Origin of the sequence: Wolbachia endosymbiont (group A) of Andrena hattorfiana (assembly GCF_947179565.1) — a bacterium.
Taxonomy (GTDB): Bacteria; Pseudomonadota; Alphaproteobacteria; order Rickettsiales; family Anaplasmataceae; genus Wolbachia.
On record NZ_CAMXBT010000003.1, the window covers coordinates 303528 to 317348 of the forward strand.

Below are 13821 nucleotides of genomic sequence, written 5' to 3' on the forward strand. Positions count from 1 at the left end.
TTAATGTGTGTGGACGCGCATATTCATTAACCAATTTCAGTTATTGCTGTGGTGGCTGTTTGATACAAAATTCTGTTTCTATAACAAATGGGTTTTTATTGCCCATATGAAGTTGCAAAATTACAAATAAAAAATTTTTAAAAAAACATAGTTGTAAGTTGTACAATAGTATTTATGCAGCACTAAAAGCTAACTCTGATTTAAGGAAATATGTTACTAACATTTATGACTACTTACCTAAACAGGTCACCATTCCTTACCTGAGATTGCATGTAGTGAATTATAATAATCTGCACATGCTGTCCAATTTTGCTACAAAGGCAAGATTTTCATGCGACATATATACCCATCATGTAGGCAGTATGTTTGCCATTATAAGGCATATTAACTTGATACTTAAGAGTATTAAATATTCTGATAATGAAACTATTTTGGAAAGTAATTGTGCTATGAGTCAGCACGATGAAATTTTACATTCAACAATTAATTTTGATATTTTAATGAAAGGAGGCGATAATGAGCAAATTACAGCTAAAAATTAAAGATCATGACAATAATTTTATTGTGTTAAATAATATACGAAACCTAAGGTTTACTTTGCGTAATAACAGAGAAGAGGTGAAAGATATTTCTTCTTTTGGCTGGAGAAAAGTGCTCGATTGTGCTGGAAGCAGACACATTACGATAAAAATTAATGGAATTTTAGACTCTGTATTAGCTGATGAATTATTACGTAATTCTGCTATATTAAACTCTAATAATGATTATGAAATTAATTTTAACACTAAAGAAAAGATCAGATTACGGTGTTCAGTTGAACTGTATGAGAGATATTATGACCCCGCTGCTTTTGACAGTTTTACTGTAATTTTAGCGAGTGCTGAAGTTATAAACGCTTTTCATTAATGTCAATTTAATTTTTTCATATACAATAGTAACTGGTGAGAATTTCAACTAAATTAAAAAAAATCATGAACGACGAAAACCTTTTCGAGGAAGACGGTGGTAATATTGAAGAAAATAACAATGACAGAAGAGAGAGAAGTTTAGAAAATGAAAATCAAGAAGAACAATACAAAGAGGAAGATAAGCAATACATAATACAGTATATTCAAGACTATTTAAAAGTTTTTGAGGATATTCTAAATCAGATCGACGAAGGAATTGATAATTCGGATAGTTACGAAAGGACTATGCAAATAAAGCGAAGCATAGACAGGCTCATAGAGACTTTATATAGTCAGGCTGCGTCTGAAGATATTGATGCAGAATTTGAAACCACAAAGCATACTCGCGATAAATCAGAATCTATGAAAAGGGTTAGAGAGAAAAGAAGGAAGCAAGCAATAGAAGAAGTATTAAGTAGCATGTTTGCCCAGCAACAAAAGGAGCTAATGAACGCTAAACACTTAAGTCATGGACATGAAACAGCACATGATGATGAAGCAAAAAAACGAGTGAAGTCTTCAATCAGGGGAGTGTTGTTTTCGGTGATTGCTCATAGGATGGATCCAAGAAGGAGAGCAGGAGAAACTGCTGACGATAATGAAAAGCAAGCTCATATATATGGCAGGGAAGCAGTTAGTGGAGCTTTAGGTGCATTGTTAAAAACATTTTTAACAGCAGTTACTGCCGTTGTGCGCGAAATTGCTAAGCCACTTCAGCATATCAGCAAACAGGAAACATCTTTTGCAAAACAAGTTGAAGAAAGCAGAAACGCAGACTCACAAAAAGGTCGATCTGTGTAGACTTTTCCTTGTAATAATCTTTCGATTCTACTGTCTGTTAATTCATAATTAGGGTTATATAGCTAACTGAAAAAAGGTTACCCCAGAAGGTATAAAATGGCTTTAGATAAGGTAGAATGATGCCAAAGTGAGGATCTGAGGGAACGTGTTTTGAAAGTAGTAGACGAGAAAAAAATGACTATGGAGAAGATAAGCAAGAGAAAAGATAATTGAAAAATTTGGCAATATGTGCAAAGACAAAGATACTCGCCGGATTTAAATCCAATTGAAAAGTTATGGTTTGCCATCAAGCATGCCATAAGAAAAGCTCTGCAGAACTTTTGGCCCGATATCAATTCGGCTATTGATTTTAGCACTCGGGGAAACCTTACTTGGGTTAGCTATAGTTTGCTTGCTCACAAGCAAACTTTCCTGGATCCCAGTGTCAGCTACTCGGATGACATCCTCCCTAGTGAATATTGCTCTTAATTTGTAACTAACCTAAGCTATAAATGTTAAGAAATTTACCAAATAAAAAAAAAGCAAAAGAAGCCCTAGTCATTGTCTATTTTCAGTATTGGCGTTTTTTAAGTCTTAAACACTACAATTTAGCTGCTTTTAAATGCAACTAACCTTAGCTTTAATATTTAAGAAATTTACCAGGCAGAAAAAAAAGGCAAAGAACCCCCGTGGTGCGAGTTTTGACCCTATAATAATTTAAACTGGCGCTGTAATAATGTGCTAACGCTTAAAATAAGCGCGATTTGGCTGAATGTAGAAAAAATTTAAAAGACATGCAGCCGCTATAATTTTATGTAATCCGCCAAAAAATACCCTAAGTTTTTTACTGAATTTTGTCATTGAGCCTGCAGGTCAAAAACAAGTTTTGAGTCATAAATACCCTTGTTGTCGTAATAAGGGGGCTGGCGGAGTTTGTCAAGGAAGTTTTTTGTTTCCACTGAATGACAGTTGTGGTTTGGGAGGTAGTACAAGAAATCTGTTATTTTAATTGTGTGAAATTTAGTTTTGTGTTTCATAATATTATACAATCAAATTGATAAAAGCTGTATTATCTCCTTGCAGCATTAAGTGTATATTTTTTGCTATTTTTTCCACTAAGGGAGTAACGTTATCAAAATTTGAAAATTTTGATAATACATAATCTGCTAAGCTTTTTTCATCTTCAGGTCTACCCACTCCAAATCTCAAGCGCCAATAATCATTACCAATAAAACTATCTATGGATTTAAGTCCATTATGTCCAGCAGAGCTACCACCTTTCTTTATTTTTATTCTTCCAATTTCCAAATCAGCGTCATCGTGTATGACAACGATATTATCTAGCGATAATTTGTAAAAGTTTCGTATTTTTGCAACAGGGATGCCTGAATTATTCATAAATGAATAAGGCTTTATTAACATGATTTTATTATCATTAATTATGCCAGAGGTTATTAGATAATCGGCTTTTTTAGAAAACGACTGGAAATTCCAATATTTGTAAATCTTATCAACTACGATGAAGCCGATATTATGATGAGTTAACTCATATTGACCACCAGGGTTACCAAGTCCAACTATCAGATGCACTATTACTCTGTTTCTGCTTGAGGTTCTTCAACTTCACTATCGGCAGCAGAAATTGTAACAATAGTAAAATTTTCTTCTTCATGAGCTACAAACTTAACACCTTCTGGTAATTTTACATCGTTGATATGTATAGATTGGCCAATCATTTTACCAGATAAATCAACTTCTATAACCTGAGGTATTTTATCAGGAGAGCATTTAACAGTAATAGAACGACACAAAACATTAAGCACTCCACCTAACTTGACCCCTGGAGCTTTACTTTCATTCACAAATGATAGAGGTATGTCTATTTTAATTTCGCTGCCTTTGTCAACAAATTGAAAATCAACATGTTGCACAGTATCCTTTACTACATGCAATTGGATATCGCGAACAATAGCATATTCCTTTTTGCCCGAAATATTCAGCTCTATCAAATGTGCAGAAAGAGAGCCTGATTTATATTGCTTCGTGAATTCCTTTGCAAACAATGTTAAATTTACATTATCATGACCCTTTCCATATATGATTCCAGGGATGTTTCCTTTCTTCCTTAGAGAATGCATCGCTTTTGTTTTTGTTATATCACGTAACTCTGCATTAATTGTTACTATTTCTTGTTGCGTCATCGATTACTCCTATTCAGCTAATCCTTTTAATATAATTTAATAATAATATAACATAAAAATATTTATTTCAAACTTCATTCTTTCATACTAATTGTTTGTGAAAGGATTTATTTAGATGTATATTTAAGCTTATTTAACAAGAACTATGGGCATTGATGATAAAGTAGTTTTTAGGATTTATAAACCAACAAAAACTGCAACACAATCTGGTTTAGGTAATACAAATCTCTGGCACCTAAAAATTGAATCTGGTTCTTACTACATTGAACCTTTAATGGGGTGGGTTGGCTCAAAAGATCCAAAAAAACAGATTGTATTAAAGTTTGATTCTCTTGAAAAAGCAGTATTCTACGCAAAAAAACGCAACGTTAAATACGTAATTGAAATGCAAAAAAATGTTAAGAGGCTGCCAAAATCTTACGCAAGCAATTTCATACTAAAGTAAGGTTTATTGTGGTGTGCTTATCTGTAAAAGATAAAGCTTAGTATAACCAATTTAACTCTGGGTTTTAAGTTGTGCTAACACACTGCGGCCATTTAAAGAGTCAAGATTTTTAACCTGGCTAGCAAGTATTAAAGAGTTATTTTTTAGGTATTTCTTTACAAGGCTTGCAAGTCTTTTTGGATTATTCAAATAGCTCCACTCTGCTTGTAAAACTTTTATATCACTTTGTACTAAACTAATTTCACTTTTTATTTTTATTAGCTCTCTATTTAATGACTGAACATGTAGTTTTATCTTAAATAGTCCTACAATGCTAAGAAAAAACATAACTATTGAGATGATGCAGAAAGTTCTCATGAAAACTTCTGTATAGCTCTTAGTTTTGCTGAGCGTGAACACGGATTTGCACTTACTTCTTCTATACTTGCTTTGATCACTTTTTTATTTAGAAGAGAGAATGTCTTATAATCAGTAGATCTTGGCTCACATAGATCTTTAAAAAAAGTTTTGACTATACGATCTTCCAAAGAATGAAAGGTGACAACAATTAATTTGCCATTCTCATTTAAAATTTCAGATGCAGCTTTAATGCCCCTCTCAAGTTCTCCCAGCTCATCGTTTACCCATATTCTGATTGCCTGAAATGTTCTGGTTGCAGGATCAATTTTGCTTTTTCCACGGAACACTACAGAACGTACAATGTTCGCAAGCTCAAATGTAGTTTTGATAGTTTTCTTCTTCCGTGCATTTACTATTGCTCTTGCGATTTTGCGAGAATGATGCTCTCCTCCGTAGTTATATATAGTATTTGCAATTTCTTCTTCGCGTAAAGCGTTAACAAACGTTGAAGCGTTTATATAAGAAGAGTTATCCATGCTCATATCGAGTGGACCATCATGTAAAAATGAGAACCCTCTATCTCCGTTATCAAGCTGCATAGATGAAACTCCGATGTCAAAAACCACCCCATCCACTCCGTTTGATGTCATTCCAGCGCGTGACCAGTTATTTTTTCCAGTATCAAGTACTGGGATGACAGGAGATGGCTCAACGCTGCTTAGTATACTTTTAATATTACTAAACTTCTCAATGAATAGTTTTATTCTATCGGGATATCTAACGCTTAAATCATCATAAAACTTAGTTACCGTTTCATCTCTATCAATTGCATATACCTTGCAATCAGCTGACTCCAATATTGCTTTGCTATACCCTCCAGCTCCAAATGTGGCGTCCACGTATATACCACCATCCTGCGGTGATAGTAGTGATAGCATCTCTTTTAACAAAACTGGAGTGTGTGTCATAGTGCTCCATCAAAAGACTCTGTGCATACAAATAAAAATAACTTCCCACTAAAACATGATATTTCATGGAAATATATAGGCAATAATATAAAAATACTTGAATATAGTCAATGATATAAAAATATTAAGATTTAATAAGATACTATTATTAATATAATGTTCAAATTTTTCTATTATATAAAAAAAGTAATGTATATTACTAAATACTAAACAAACTATAGAAAATTATGCAGCAAATAACAAAAGTAATATTTTCAAGTTTGATTTGTAACACTTTATTGTGGTATGACCACATGCTTTTTGGCCACTTAATAAACATAATAGGTGGTGTGTTTTTTCCATCGGATGATCAACTAACCAGCGTATTGAAGGCTTTTGGAGTGTTTGCAGTGGGTTTCTTAATGAGACCAGTCGGCGCTGCTATATTTGGTCACATTGGTGATAAGCATGGCAGAAGAGTTGCCTTATTGCTCTCGATTATATTAATGACTTTATCAACTGTATTAATTGCTTTTGTTCCAGGTTATCAAAGCATTGGAATACTAGCGTCAATGCTGGTAGTTTGTTTAAGATTATTGCAGGGTATATCCCTTGGAGGAGAAGCAGGAAATGCACCATTTTTAATAGAACACGCTCCTAAAAACAAAAAAGGATTTTTTGGCAGCATTGAAGTATTAAGCGCAATTTTTGGTTCAGTATTAAGCCTGATAGCAGTACTCATATGCAAAAAAGTATCTGATTTTGAATCTTGGGGGTGGAGATTACCTTTCATTTTCAGTTTAGCAATGGGATTAATCAGCATATATATGAGATATATACTTGATGAAAGCCCAGAGTATAAAAGACAGAAAAATCCATCTAAACTGCCATTAAAAGAGTTATTGAATAGCTATAAAAAACCTTTATAGCTTTTGTAATAGTGAGTTATCCAGTTTTCTCAATGTTATGTAGTGGCAATTACTTACTCACTTTTACGGCACATATTCTTTTTATAATTCCAATAGCTGCATCGCTTGGTCCTTTCAGTGCATTTATGTGTGAATTATTTCCAACAAAGGTTCGGTACAGCGGATTTGGCTTGTCAAGAAATATAGCTGCTGGATTTTTTGGTGGCCTTGCACCATTTATATGCACAACAATTATCAAAGTTACAGGACAAGAGACTTCAGCTAGTTTTTACATGATTTTCTGTGCATTAATTGGGCTGGTTGCTATATCGCAAATTAAGGATTAGCTTTCTTCAAGATCCAAGTATAGTTGCAGTATAGCAGAGTTTAAAAAAATCTAATTATATGGTGGGAAGTGCCAATTTTTAGGTGATAATGTGAATATTTCAGCACCATCTTTAGTTACTCCGAGCGTATGTTCAAATTGAGCAGAAAGTGAAAGATCGCGTGTTGTCACTGTCCAGTCATCGAGTTTACTGAGCAGAGTCTCATGTTTTCCAGCATTAATCATTGGCTCTATTGTAAAAAACATACCTTCCTTCAAGATGAGATTTTCATCTTGATCATAGAAATGCACTACATTTGGTGGAGCATGAAAGACTTTTCCTATACCATGTCCGCAGTAGCTGCGTACGATAGAATATCCAAAATCTCTAATATATTTCTCTATAGCAAGCCCTATTTCATTTAACTTATTGCCGGGTTTAACTTGTTTAATTGCTTCCATCAATGCATGATAAGTAGCGTCACACAAACGTTTTGCTTTTATTGATGGCTTACCAACCCAAAACATGCGACTTGTATCACCATGCCAACCATTTAAAATCACCGTGACATCAATATTTAAAATATCTCCATCTTTAAGCGGTTTATCATCGGGAACACCATGGCACACAACTGCATTTTTTGAAGTGCAAATCGATTTTGGATACCCCCTATAGTTTAGTGGTGCTGGAATTGCACCTGCATTAATTATAAAATCATGACATAGATCATTTAACTCATTAGTTGTCACCCCTACCTTTACGTACGGTGCAATGAAATCAAGAGTTTCAGCAGCAAGCCTGCCAGCCTTACGCATAAATTCAAAATCTTCTTGTGAGTGTATAGTTATGTTTATATTTTCCATGTCTTATTGTAATTGGTACGCTTACTTGCAAGTACATAAATGTAATAACTCTACGTATTATGAAAATAAGCCCTATGGATCCTAGTGTCAAGTCATTTGTATGAAAGGTGGTCAAGCAAGAAGTCTATTTAATAATCTGAACTATATAACTACTATCTCAGGATAATCTGAAGGTTTTTTGTGATAGTAATCGATGATCTTAGAATTCACCTCAATGTAAGTATTGTAGATACGATTCTCAAAACCACCTCTCTCTTGTTTTTTAGAGATACGCTTTTCTTCAATTTGTTCTATAGATAGTCCACTTTCTTTGCCTAATGCATGTATGACCTCAAGTAAATCAGCTAACTCTTCAAGGTTTTCATCTGAGGTTTTAGAGGCAATAACTTCCTTTGCTTCTTCTAAAAGTTTATCTTTGAGACGTTCAATGTATTCATCTTTTTCCATCACCCTCTCATAAACAATAATTCCATGGGAACGTATAATTTCAGTTGTATGATCACGAACAAGTTTATTAATTTTGAAACAATGTTTTTTATTCATAATGTTTCCTTTGATAGATATAAGAATTTCATTCAGTAAAATTAAACTGTAACTTTTGATTTAACCCAATGGTACAACTTACTTATTTTACCATCTTGACCGAGCATTCCAGAGTTATTCTTATAAAAAGTGTCAACTATTAGCTTTATAGAACCTATAGCAGCAGAAAATACAGGATTTTTATCATATTCGCCATCAAGACCGCTACAAGACTCAGGGCACCCAATTCGAACTTGCTTATTGAATATATAGCCTGCAATTTCCTTCATGCTTGTGAGTTGACTAGTTCCACCTGTGATCACTACTTTATTAATTGGATCTTTCTGCTCTTGAAATTGCTCTCTTACCATTTCAAGTATTTCTTCAACTCTTGGTCTTATGGTGTTAATAAGCTCAGATTTGAATACTTGAGTAGGTTCATCATTTTCACTATTTTGGACTGTAATATATTCGTTCTCATCTATTGAAGTTACGATAGTGCTACCATACAGTATTTTTATATACTCTGCACGTTCTATGCTTGTGCATAGCCCGTAAGCAATATCTCGAGTGATATGAACGCCACCAATTGGAACGCTGCTTGCATACACAAGTTTCCCTCTTTTGAAAATTCCAATTGCAGTGCACCCACCGCCTATATCAACAATAGCAGTCCCGAGCTCTTTTTCATCTTCACTCAGACAGGCAAGACCTGCAGAATATGCAGAAGCAATACAACCTGCCATATTTAATCCACCATTATTGGTAATACAGTTTTCAATATTGGTAAGCGCTGGACGCGAAGCAGTGACAACATTAACATTAGCAGATAGTCTTTTTCCGTACAATCCACCAACTTCTTTTATGTCAGTCATGTCATCTAAGTGATATTTCAGTGGTATATTGTGAATGATAACATTTTCTTCAATATATTTCTCAAACGTCTGAAAAACTACACGTTTTATATCCCGGTCAGAAATTTCATGATTAGCTGCAATAATTTCATTATGTATATTAAAAGATGAGATGCCACATCCAGCAATGTTCACATATATCTGGTCTATAGTTTCCTCTGACACTTGCTCAGCTAAACCTATAGTTGATGAGATGGAGTAATTTGCGTGTTTTACATTAGTTATCGACCCACCGTTTACACCTTCTGCAATCTTATAGCCCGTTCCTGTCACTTTATAGCTGAAGTTGCCATTTATTTTAATGATTAGACAAATAATCTTTGTTGTACCTATGTCTAAAACAGCAAAAACGTTTCTCTTTGGTTTTGCTATTACTGCAGAGTACATTAGTTAACCTTAATTACGCAATTTCATTTAAATTGTAGCTTTCTTTAATAATTTATATTTCTATTATAGATATAGCAACATTTTAATATACACTAAATTCTGGACAAAAGGAAAAGCAAAACATAGAATTATAATTTTTATGTCCATTTTACCAATTGTAATTGCCCCTGATGAAAGACTAATCACACGTGCCAGTGAAGTAACAGATATAAACGATAAAATTAAAGAATTAGTAAACTACATGTTCGAAACTGTGTACGATGCAGAAGGTCTTGGCCTTGCTGCAGTGCAAGTTGGAGTGCTGAGGAGAGTTTTTGTTATGGATATTCAGCTCTCTCGAGCTGAAGACGAGCCAGTAGGGTATGAATCGACTGGCAAATTTTACATGATTAACCCTGAAATTACGGAATTATCCGATGAACAAGTAATTCTCAAAGAAGGGTGCCTTTCAATTCCAGAGCAAAGTTATGAAATTAAGCGTCCAAAATATTTGACTGTGAAATATAAGGATTTAAATAATGAGGAACAGACGCTAAAAGCTTGCGGCTGGCTCGCAAGGTGTATTCAGCATGAGCTAGATCACTTAAATGGCATATTATATATTAGACATTTATCTAAATTAAAGTATGATATGGCCATGAAAAAAGCACAAAAGGTTAAAAAGCATTATGAGCAATGAAGACCTAGAATTATTAAAATTTTACCATGAAGTGGGCGTTGATTGCACACTAACAGAGGGTGAAGAGGAAAAAAAGTTGGAGAGCAAAGAGGGTGTTCAACCCTCTGTTATCCAAACTGGGACCCAGAAGAAAGATGCAGATACGCGCTGGGGTGACACTAAAGATGGAGAAGACATGTTTCCAAGTGATTGGATAATTGAAGCAAGGAAACTTGCAAGTAAATGTAGTAGTGTGGATGAACTAAGAAGTGCAGTTGAATCATTTGAAGGTTGTGAGATAAAAAAAACTGCAACTAATACTGTTTTTTCCGATGGTAATCCAAACGCAAAAATTATGCTCGTTGGTGAAGCTCCAGGAGCAAATGAAGACCTTCAAGGCATACCATTTTGTGGTGCAAGTGGAATGTTGCTCGATAAAATGTTAAATGCAATCAATCTTGATCGCACTAAGGTATACATAAGCAATACCGTATTTTGGCGTCCACCTGGCAATAGAAAGCCAACCGACCTAGAGCTTGATATGTGCAGACCATTTGTTGAGAAGCATGTTGCACTGGTTTCACCGCAAATTCTAATTTTGGTCGGAGGAATTGCGTGTTATAGCCTTCTTGACAGCACAAAAACTATATCGAATTTGCGTGGTAGATTTCATACGTACACTAACCAATATTTATCTCACTCAATCACTACAGCTGCTATATTTCACCCAGCTTACCTACTGCGTCAGCCAATGCAAAAACGTTTAGCCTGGGAGGATTTAAAGAAGATTAGGGAGTATCTTAATAATACCAATAACTGTACGAATACTTAACACCACTGGTATCGAGAAGTAGCCCGCAGAAACGAAAAAACTTACTTGACAAGTTTCGCCAGCCCCCTTATCATGACGTGTATAACAATGTTACAAAAAATAATATCATAGGGTTCTCTCTACTTTTTCTGGGTAAGGTCAGAATTTCCTCTTAAGCCTTTAGCTCCTCAAATACTTCACTTGCTCTATTTAAAACAGAATCAGGAAAACCAGCAAGTTTTGCTACATGTATTCCATATGACTCATCTGCAATGCCTTCAATTACTTCATGTAGAAAGATAACCTCTCCGTTCCACTCTCTTATTTTTACACAAAAACATTTCACGTTCTTCAAGTATTTGCTTACTTTAGTTAATTCATGATAATGAGTTGCAAAAATGGCGCGGCACTTATTTACATTGTGAATATGTTCAATCACCGCCTGAGCAATAGATAAGCCATCATACACTCCTGTGCCCCTACCAATTTCATCAAGTATCACCAAGGAACGATCTGTTGCCTGATTTACTATCGTTGCTGTTTCGATCATCTCTACCATGAAGGTAGAATAACCAGCTGTTATATTATCTGTTGCACCAACCCTGCTAAATATTTTGTCAATCACTCCAATATGCGCACTCTCTGCTGGCACAAATGACCCCATGTGAGCTAAAACTGCAATGAGAGCGTTTTGCCTCAAGAAAGTGCTTTTTCCAGCCATATTAGGACCAGTAATTAGATGTATACCAGCTAAATTGATGCTATTTGCAATGAATTTATCGTTAACTTCAACCACTGGATGTCTTCCATTGCGGATATTAAACTCTTTACTGTCATCGATAATGGGTTTTACGTAATTATTTTGCACTGCAAGCTCCGCAAAAGTGGCTCTAATATCAAGTTTTGCCAAAGCATTTGCAGCAAGAGCAATTTTTTCAGATTCTTTAGCGACTTCACTACACAGTTCACTAAAAATTTCCACTTCTAAGCCGATTGCAGCATCACGTGCCGTAAGAATTTTATTTTCTAGTTCTTTCAATTCATTAGTAGTGTAGCGCATGCTATTTGCTAAGCTTTGCCTATGAATAAATATGTCCGAAGTTATTTTGTGATTTGCTGACACTTCAACGTAATAACCAAGTATATTGTTGTGTAATATTTTGAGTGCGGCAATGCCAGTTAGGTCGCGATAAGACTCACGGAGCTTAGTTACCAACTTGTTACTGTTATTCAATATATAAGATAACTCAGATAATTCTGAGTTGTATTTTGGATTGATAAATCCTCCTTCTTTCACGGAACTGAGGTTATTATCAAGTATAGCGCTGTTTAGAAGCTCGAATAGATCTTTATGATTACCAAGACTTTTATGTATTGTGCTTAGTTCACTCTCGTCTGATTTTACTGTCATTCCAGCGCGTGACGCTGGAATCTGCATCTGGATTCCAGTGTCAGCTACTTGGATGACATATTGTTGTGGGAGAGATCCATTTTCACCTGATTCAATTTTACATAAGAACTCAGATAACTCTAAAGTTTTTCCTAGGCCTATTTTTAATAGGTTCATATCCTTTGGTGAACCACGTCCTAGTATTAAGCGCGATAAAGACCTCTCAATATCCGGAATGTTAAATAATATCTCTCGTATTTTTCTGCGTGGCTCATGATTATTTACAAAAAATTGAGCAGTGCTGAGCCTCAAATTGATTGCCTTGGAGCAAGCAAGTGGTGAAGCGAGCATTTGTTTGAGCAGGCGTCCACCAGAGGCTGTAACTGTGTGATCAATAACTGAAATTAGTGAACCTTTCTTTTCACCAAATTGAGTTGAAAACAACTCAAGATTTCTCCTTGCTGAAGCATCAATAAGCATGAAATTTTGTTGCTTATAGGTTTTTGGGAATTCAAGCCTTGGAATGGAGCCCCTTTGTGTTACTCTGACATATTCAAGCAGTGCACCGCACGCCATGATTTCTACTTTGCTGAAATTTCCTATACTCCCAAGTTCCCTGATTTTATAAAACTCGCATAACGTTCTGTGAGATTTACTATACTCAAAAAAACTCTGTGCGTGTTGTGTAATTGATATTTTATAATTTTTTAAAATCGATCTAATTTTTTCGTCCTCAGTGAATTTTTCAGAAATTAATAATTCTCTTGGTGATATACGCAATAAATCACTATCTAGAGCTTTCAAATTCGTTAAAGTGTGAAAAAATTTTCCCGTTGATAATTCAAGCCAACTAATAGCATATTCGTCATTTTGTTCAACTATGGATGCGAGATAATTATTGCTTTTATCCTCCAGTAGCGAATCTTCTATAATTGTACCTGGAGTTACAACTCGTACTACATCACGTTTTACTATAGATTTATAGCCCCTCTTTTTTGCTTCATCAGCAGTTTCTAATTGGTCACAGATTGCTACTTTGAATCCTAAATCTATTAGCTTGTGTAGGTAAGATTCGCTACTGTGTGCTGGCACTCCACACATTGGTATTTCTTGCCCATTTGAATTGCCCCTCTTGGTTAGCACTATATTCAGCAATTTCGCAGCTTTAATAGCATCATCGAAAAACAACTCATAAAAATCTCCTAGCCTATAAAATAGCAGATGATCCTTGTATTGAGCTTTCAGGTTCAAATATTGCTCCATCACAGGAGTGTTTCTTTCTTTCACAAAGCTCATAATATTTTTTAATATATTGTATTGGTAATAAATTCAATGTTATTATAGATTATATTGCACATGTGAATAACATAAATTTTAGATAGG

General features: G+C 34.8%; 14 protein-coding genes and 1 pseudogene. 7 read left to right on the forward strand and 8 right to left on the reverse strand.

Annotation, left to right across the window (positions count from 1 at the left end):
* Positions 1-119 precede the first annotated feature (119 nt).
* The 3 genes from gp17 (at position 120) to OM966_RS06530 (ending at position 1748) form a co-directional block, all read left to right on the forward strand.
* Positions 120-542: a tail completion protein gp17 gene (gp17, locus tag OM966_RS06520; protein WP_319605112.1), complete on the forward strand. Its 423-nt coding sequence runs from the start codon at positions 120-122 to the stop codon at positions 540-542.
* Positions 517-906, forward strand: a complete 390-nt coding sequence (locus OM966_RS06525) for a phage tail protein (protein WP_264329286.1) — start codon at positions 517-519, stop codon at positions 904-906. Before gp17 ends, OM966_RS06525 begins: the two co-directional genes overlap by 26 nt.
* 65 nt (positions 907-971) lie before the next feature.
* Complete coding sequence (locus OM966_RS06530) at positions 972-1748, forward strand: hypothetical protein (RefSeq protein WP_264329287.1); 777 nt, start codon at positions 972-974, stop codon at positions 1746-1748.
* Positions 1749-2768: 1020 nt separating this feature from the next.
* Here the strand turns inward: OM966_RS06530 and pth are convergent.
* Together pth and OM966_RS06540 are read right to left on the reverse strand one after the other, a co-directional pair.
* Positions 2769-3317 (reverse strand): aminoacyl-tRNA hydrolase, encoded by a 549-nt coding sequence (gene pth / locus OM966_RS06535; RefSeq protein ID WP_253309378.1) that lies wholly within the window; start codon positions 3315-3317, stop codon positions 2769-2771.
* A 2-nt stretch (positions 3318-3319) separates the two neighbouring features.
* Positions 3320-3928 (reverse strand): 50S ribosomal protein L25/general stress protein Ctc, encoded by a 609-nt coding sequence (locus tag OM966_RS06540; protein ID WP_264329288.1) that lies wholly within the window; start codon positions 3926-3928, stop codon positions 3320-3322.
* A gap of 145 nt (positions 3929-4073) precedes the next feature.
* On the opposite strand from OM966_RS06540, the gene OM966_RS06545 reads away from it, so the two are divergent.
* Positions 4074-4373, forward strand: coding sequence for an ETC complex I subunit (locus OM966_RS06545; RefSeq protein ID WP_264329289.1), 300 nt, complete (start codon positions 4074-4076; stop codon positions 4371-4373).
* A 51-nt stretch (positions 4374-4424) separates the two neighbouring features.
* Here the strand turns inward: OM966_RS06545 and ftsL are convergent, their stop codons facing one another.
* Positions 4425-4730, reverse strand: coding sequence for a cell division protein FtsL (gene ftsL, locus OM966_RS06550; RefSeq protein WP_096617865.1), 306 nt, complete (start codon positions 4728-4730; stop codon positions 4425-4427).
* Positions 4727-5680, reverse strand: a complete 954-nt coding sequence (gene rsmH, locus OM966_RS06555) for a 16S rRNA (cytosine(1402)-N(4))-methyltransferase RsmH (protein WP_264329290.1) — start codon at positions 5678-5680, stop codon at positions 4727-4729. Before rsmH ends, ftsL begins: the two co-directional genes overlap by 4 nt.
* 227 nt (positions 5681-5907) lie before the next feature.
* Between rsmH and OM966_RS06560 the strand changes: the two are divergent.
* A pseudogene (locus OM966_RS06560) lies at positions 5908-6914 on the forward strand (MFS transporter).
* Positions 6915-6964: 50 nt separating this feature from the next.
* Here OM966_RS06560 and map read toward each other — a convergent pair.
* The 3 genes from map to ftsA form a co-directional block, all read right to left on the reverse strand.
* Entirely contained in the window at positions 6965-7747 is a 783-nt protein-coding gene (gene map, locus OM966_RS06565) for a type I methionyl aminopeptidase (protein ID WP_264329401.1), read from the reverse strand.
* Between the two features lie 150 nt (positions 7748-7897).
* Positions 7898-8299: a nucleoside triphosphate pyrophosphohydrolase gene (locus OM966_RS06570; protein WP_264329291.1), complete on the reverse strand. Its 402-nt coding sequence runs from the start codon at positions 8297-8299 to the stop codon at positions 7898-7900.
* A 41-nt stretch (positions 8300-8340) separates the two neighbouring features.
* Positions 8341-9579 carry a cell division protein FtsA gene (ftsA, locus tag OM966_RS06575; protein ID WP_264329292.1) on the reverse strand — a complete coding sequence of 413 codons (1239 nt, stop codon included), beginning with the start codon at positions 9577-9579 and terminating at the stop codon, positions 8341-8343.
* A gap of 139 nt (positions 9580-9718) precedes the next feature.
* Between ftsA and def the strand changes: the two genes are divergently transcribed.
* Both def and OM966_RS06585 read left to right on the forward strand, forming a co-directional pair.
* Complete coding sequence (def, locus tag OM966_RS06580; RefSeq protein ID WP_264329293.1) at positions 9719-10258, forward strand: peptide deformylase; 540 nt, start codon at positions 9719-9721, stop codon at positions 10256-10258.
* Positions 10248-11069 carry a uracil-DNA glycosylase gene (locus tag OM966_RS06585; RefSeq protein WP_264329294.1) on the forward strand — a complete coding sequence of 274 codons (822 nt, stop codon included), beginning with the start codon at positions 10248-10250 and terminating at the stop codon, positions 11067-11069. The genes def and OM966_RS06585 overlap by 11 nt, the downstream gene beginning before the upstream one ends.
* A gap of 151 nt (positions 11070-11220) precedes the next feature.
* On the opposite strand, the gene mutS is transcribed toward OM966_RS06585, so the two are convergent.
* Positions 11221-13734: a DNA mismatch repair protein MutS gene (gene mutS, locus OM966_RS06590; RefSeq protein WP_264329295.1), complete on the reverse strand. Its 2514-nt coding sequence runs from the start codon at positions 13732-13734 to the stop codon at positions 11221-11223.
* Between the last annotated feature and the right edge of the window lie 87 nt (positions 13735-13821).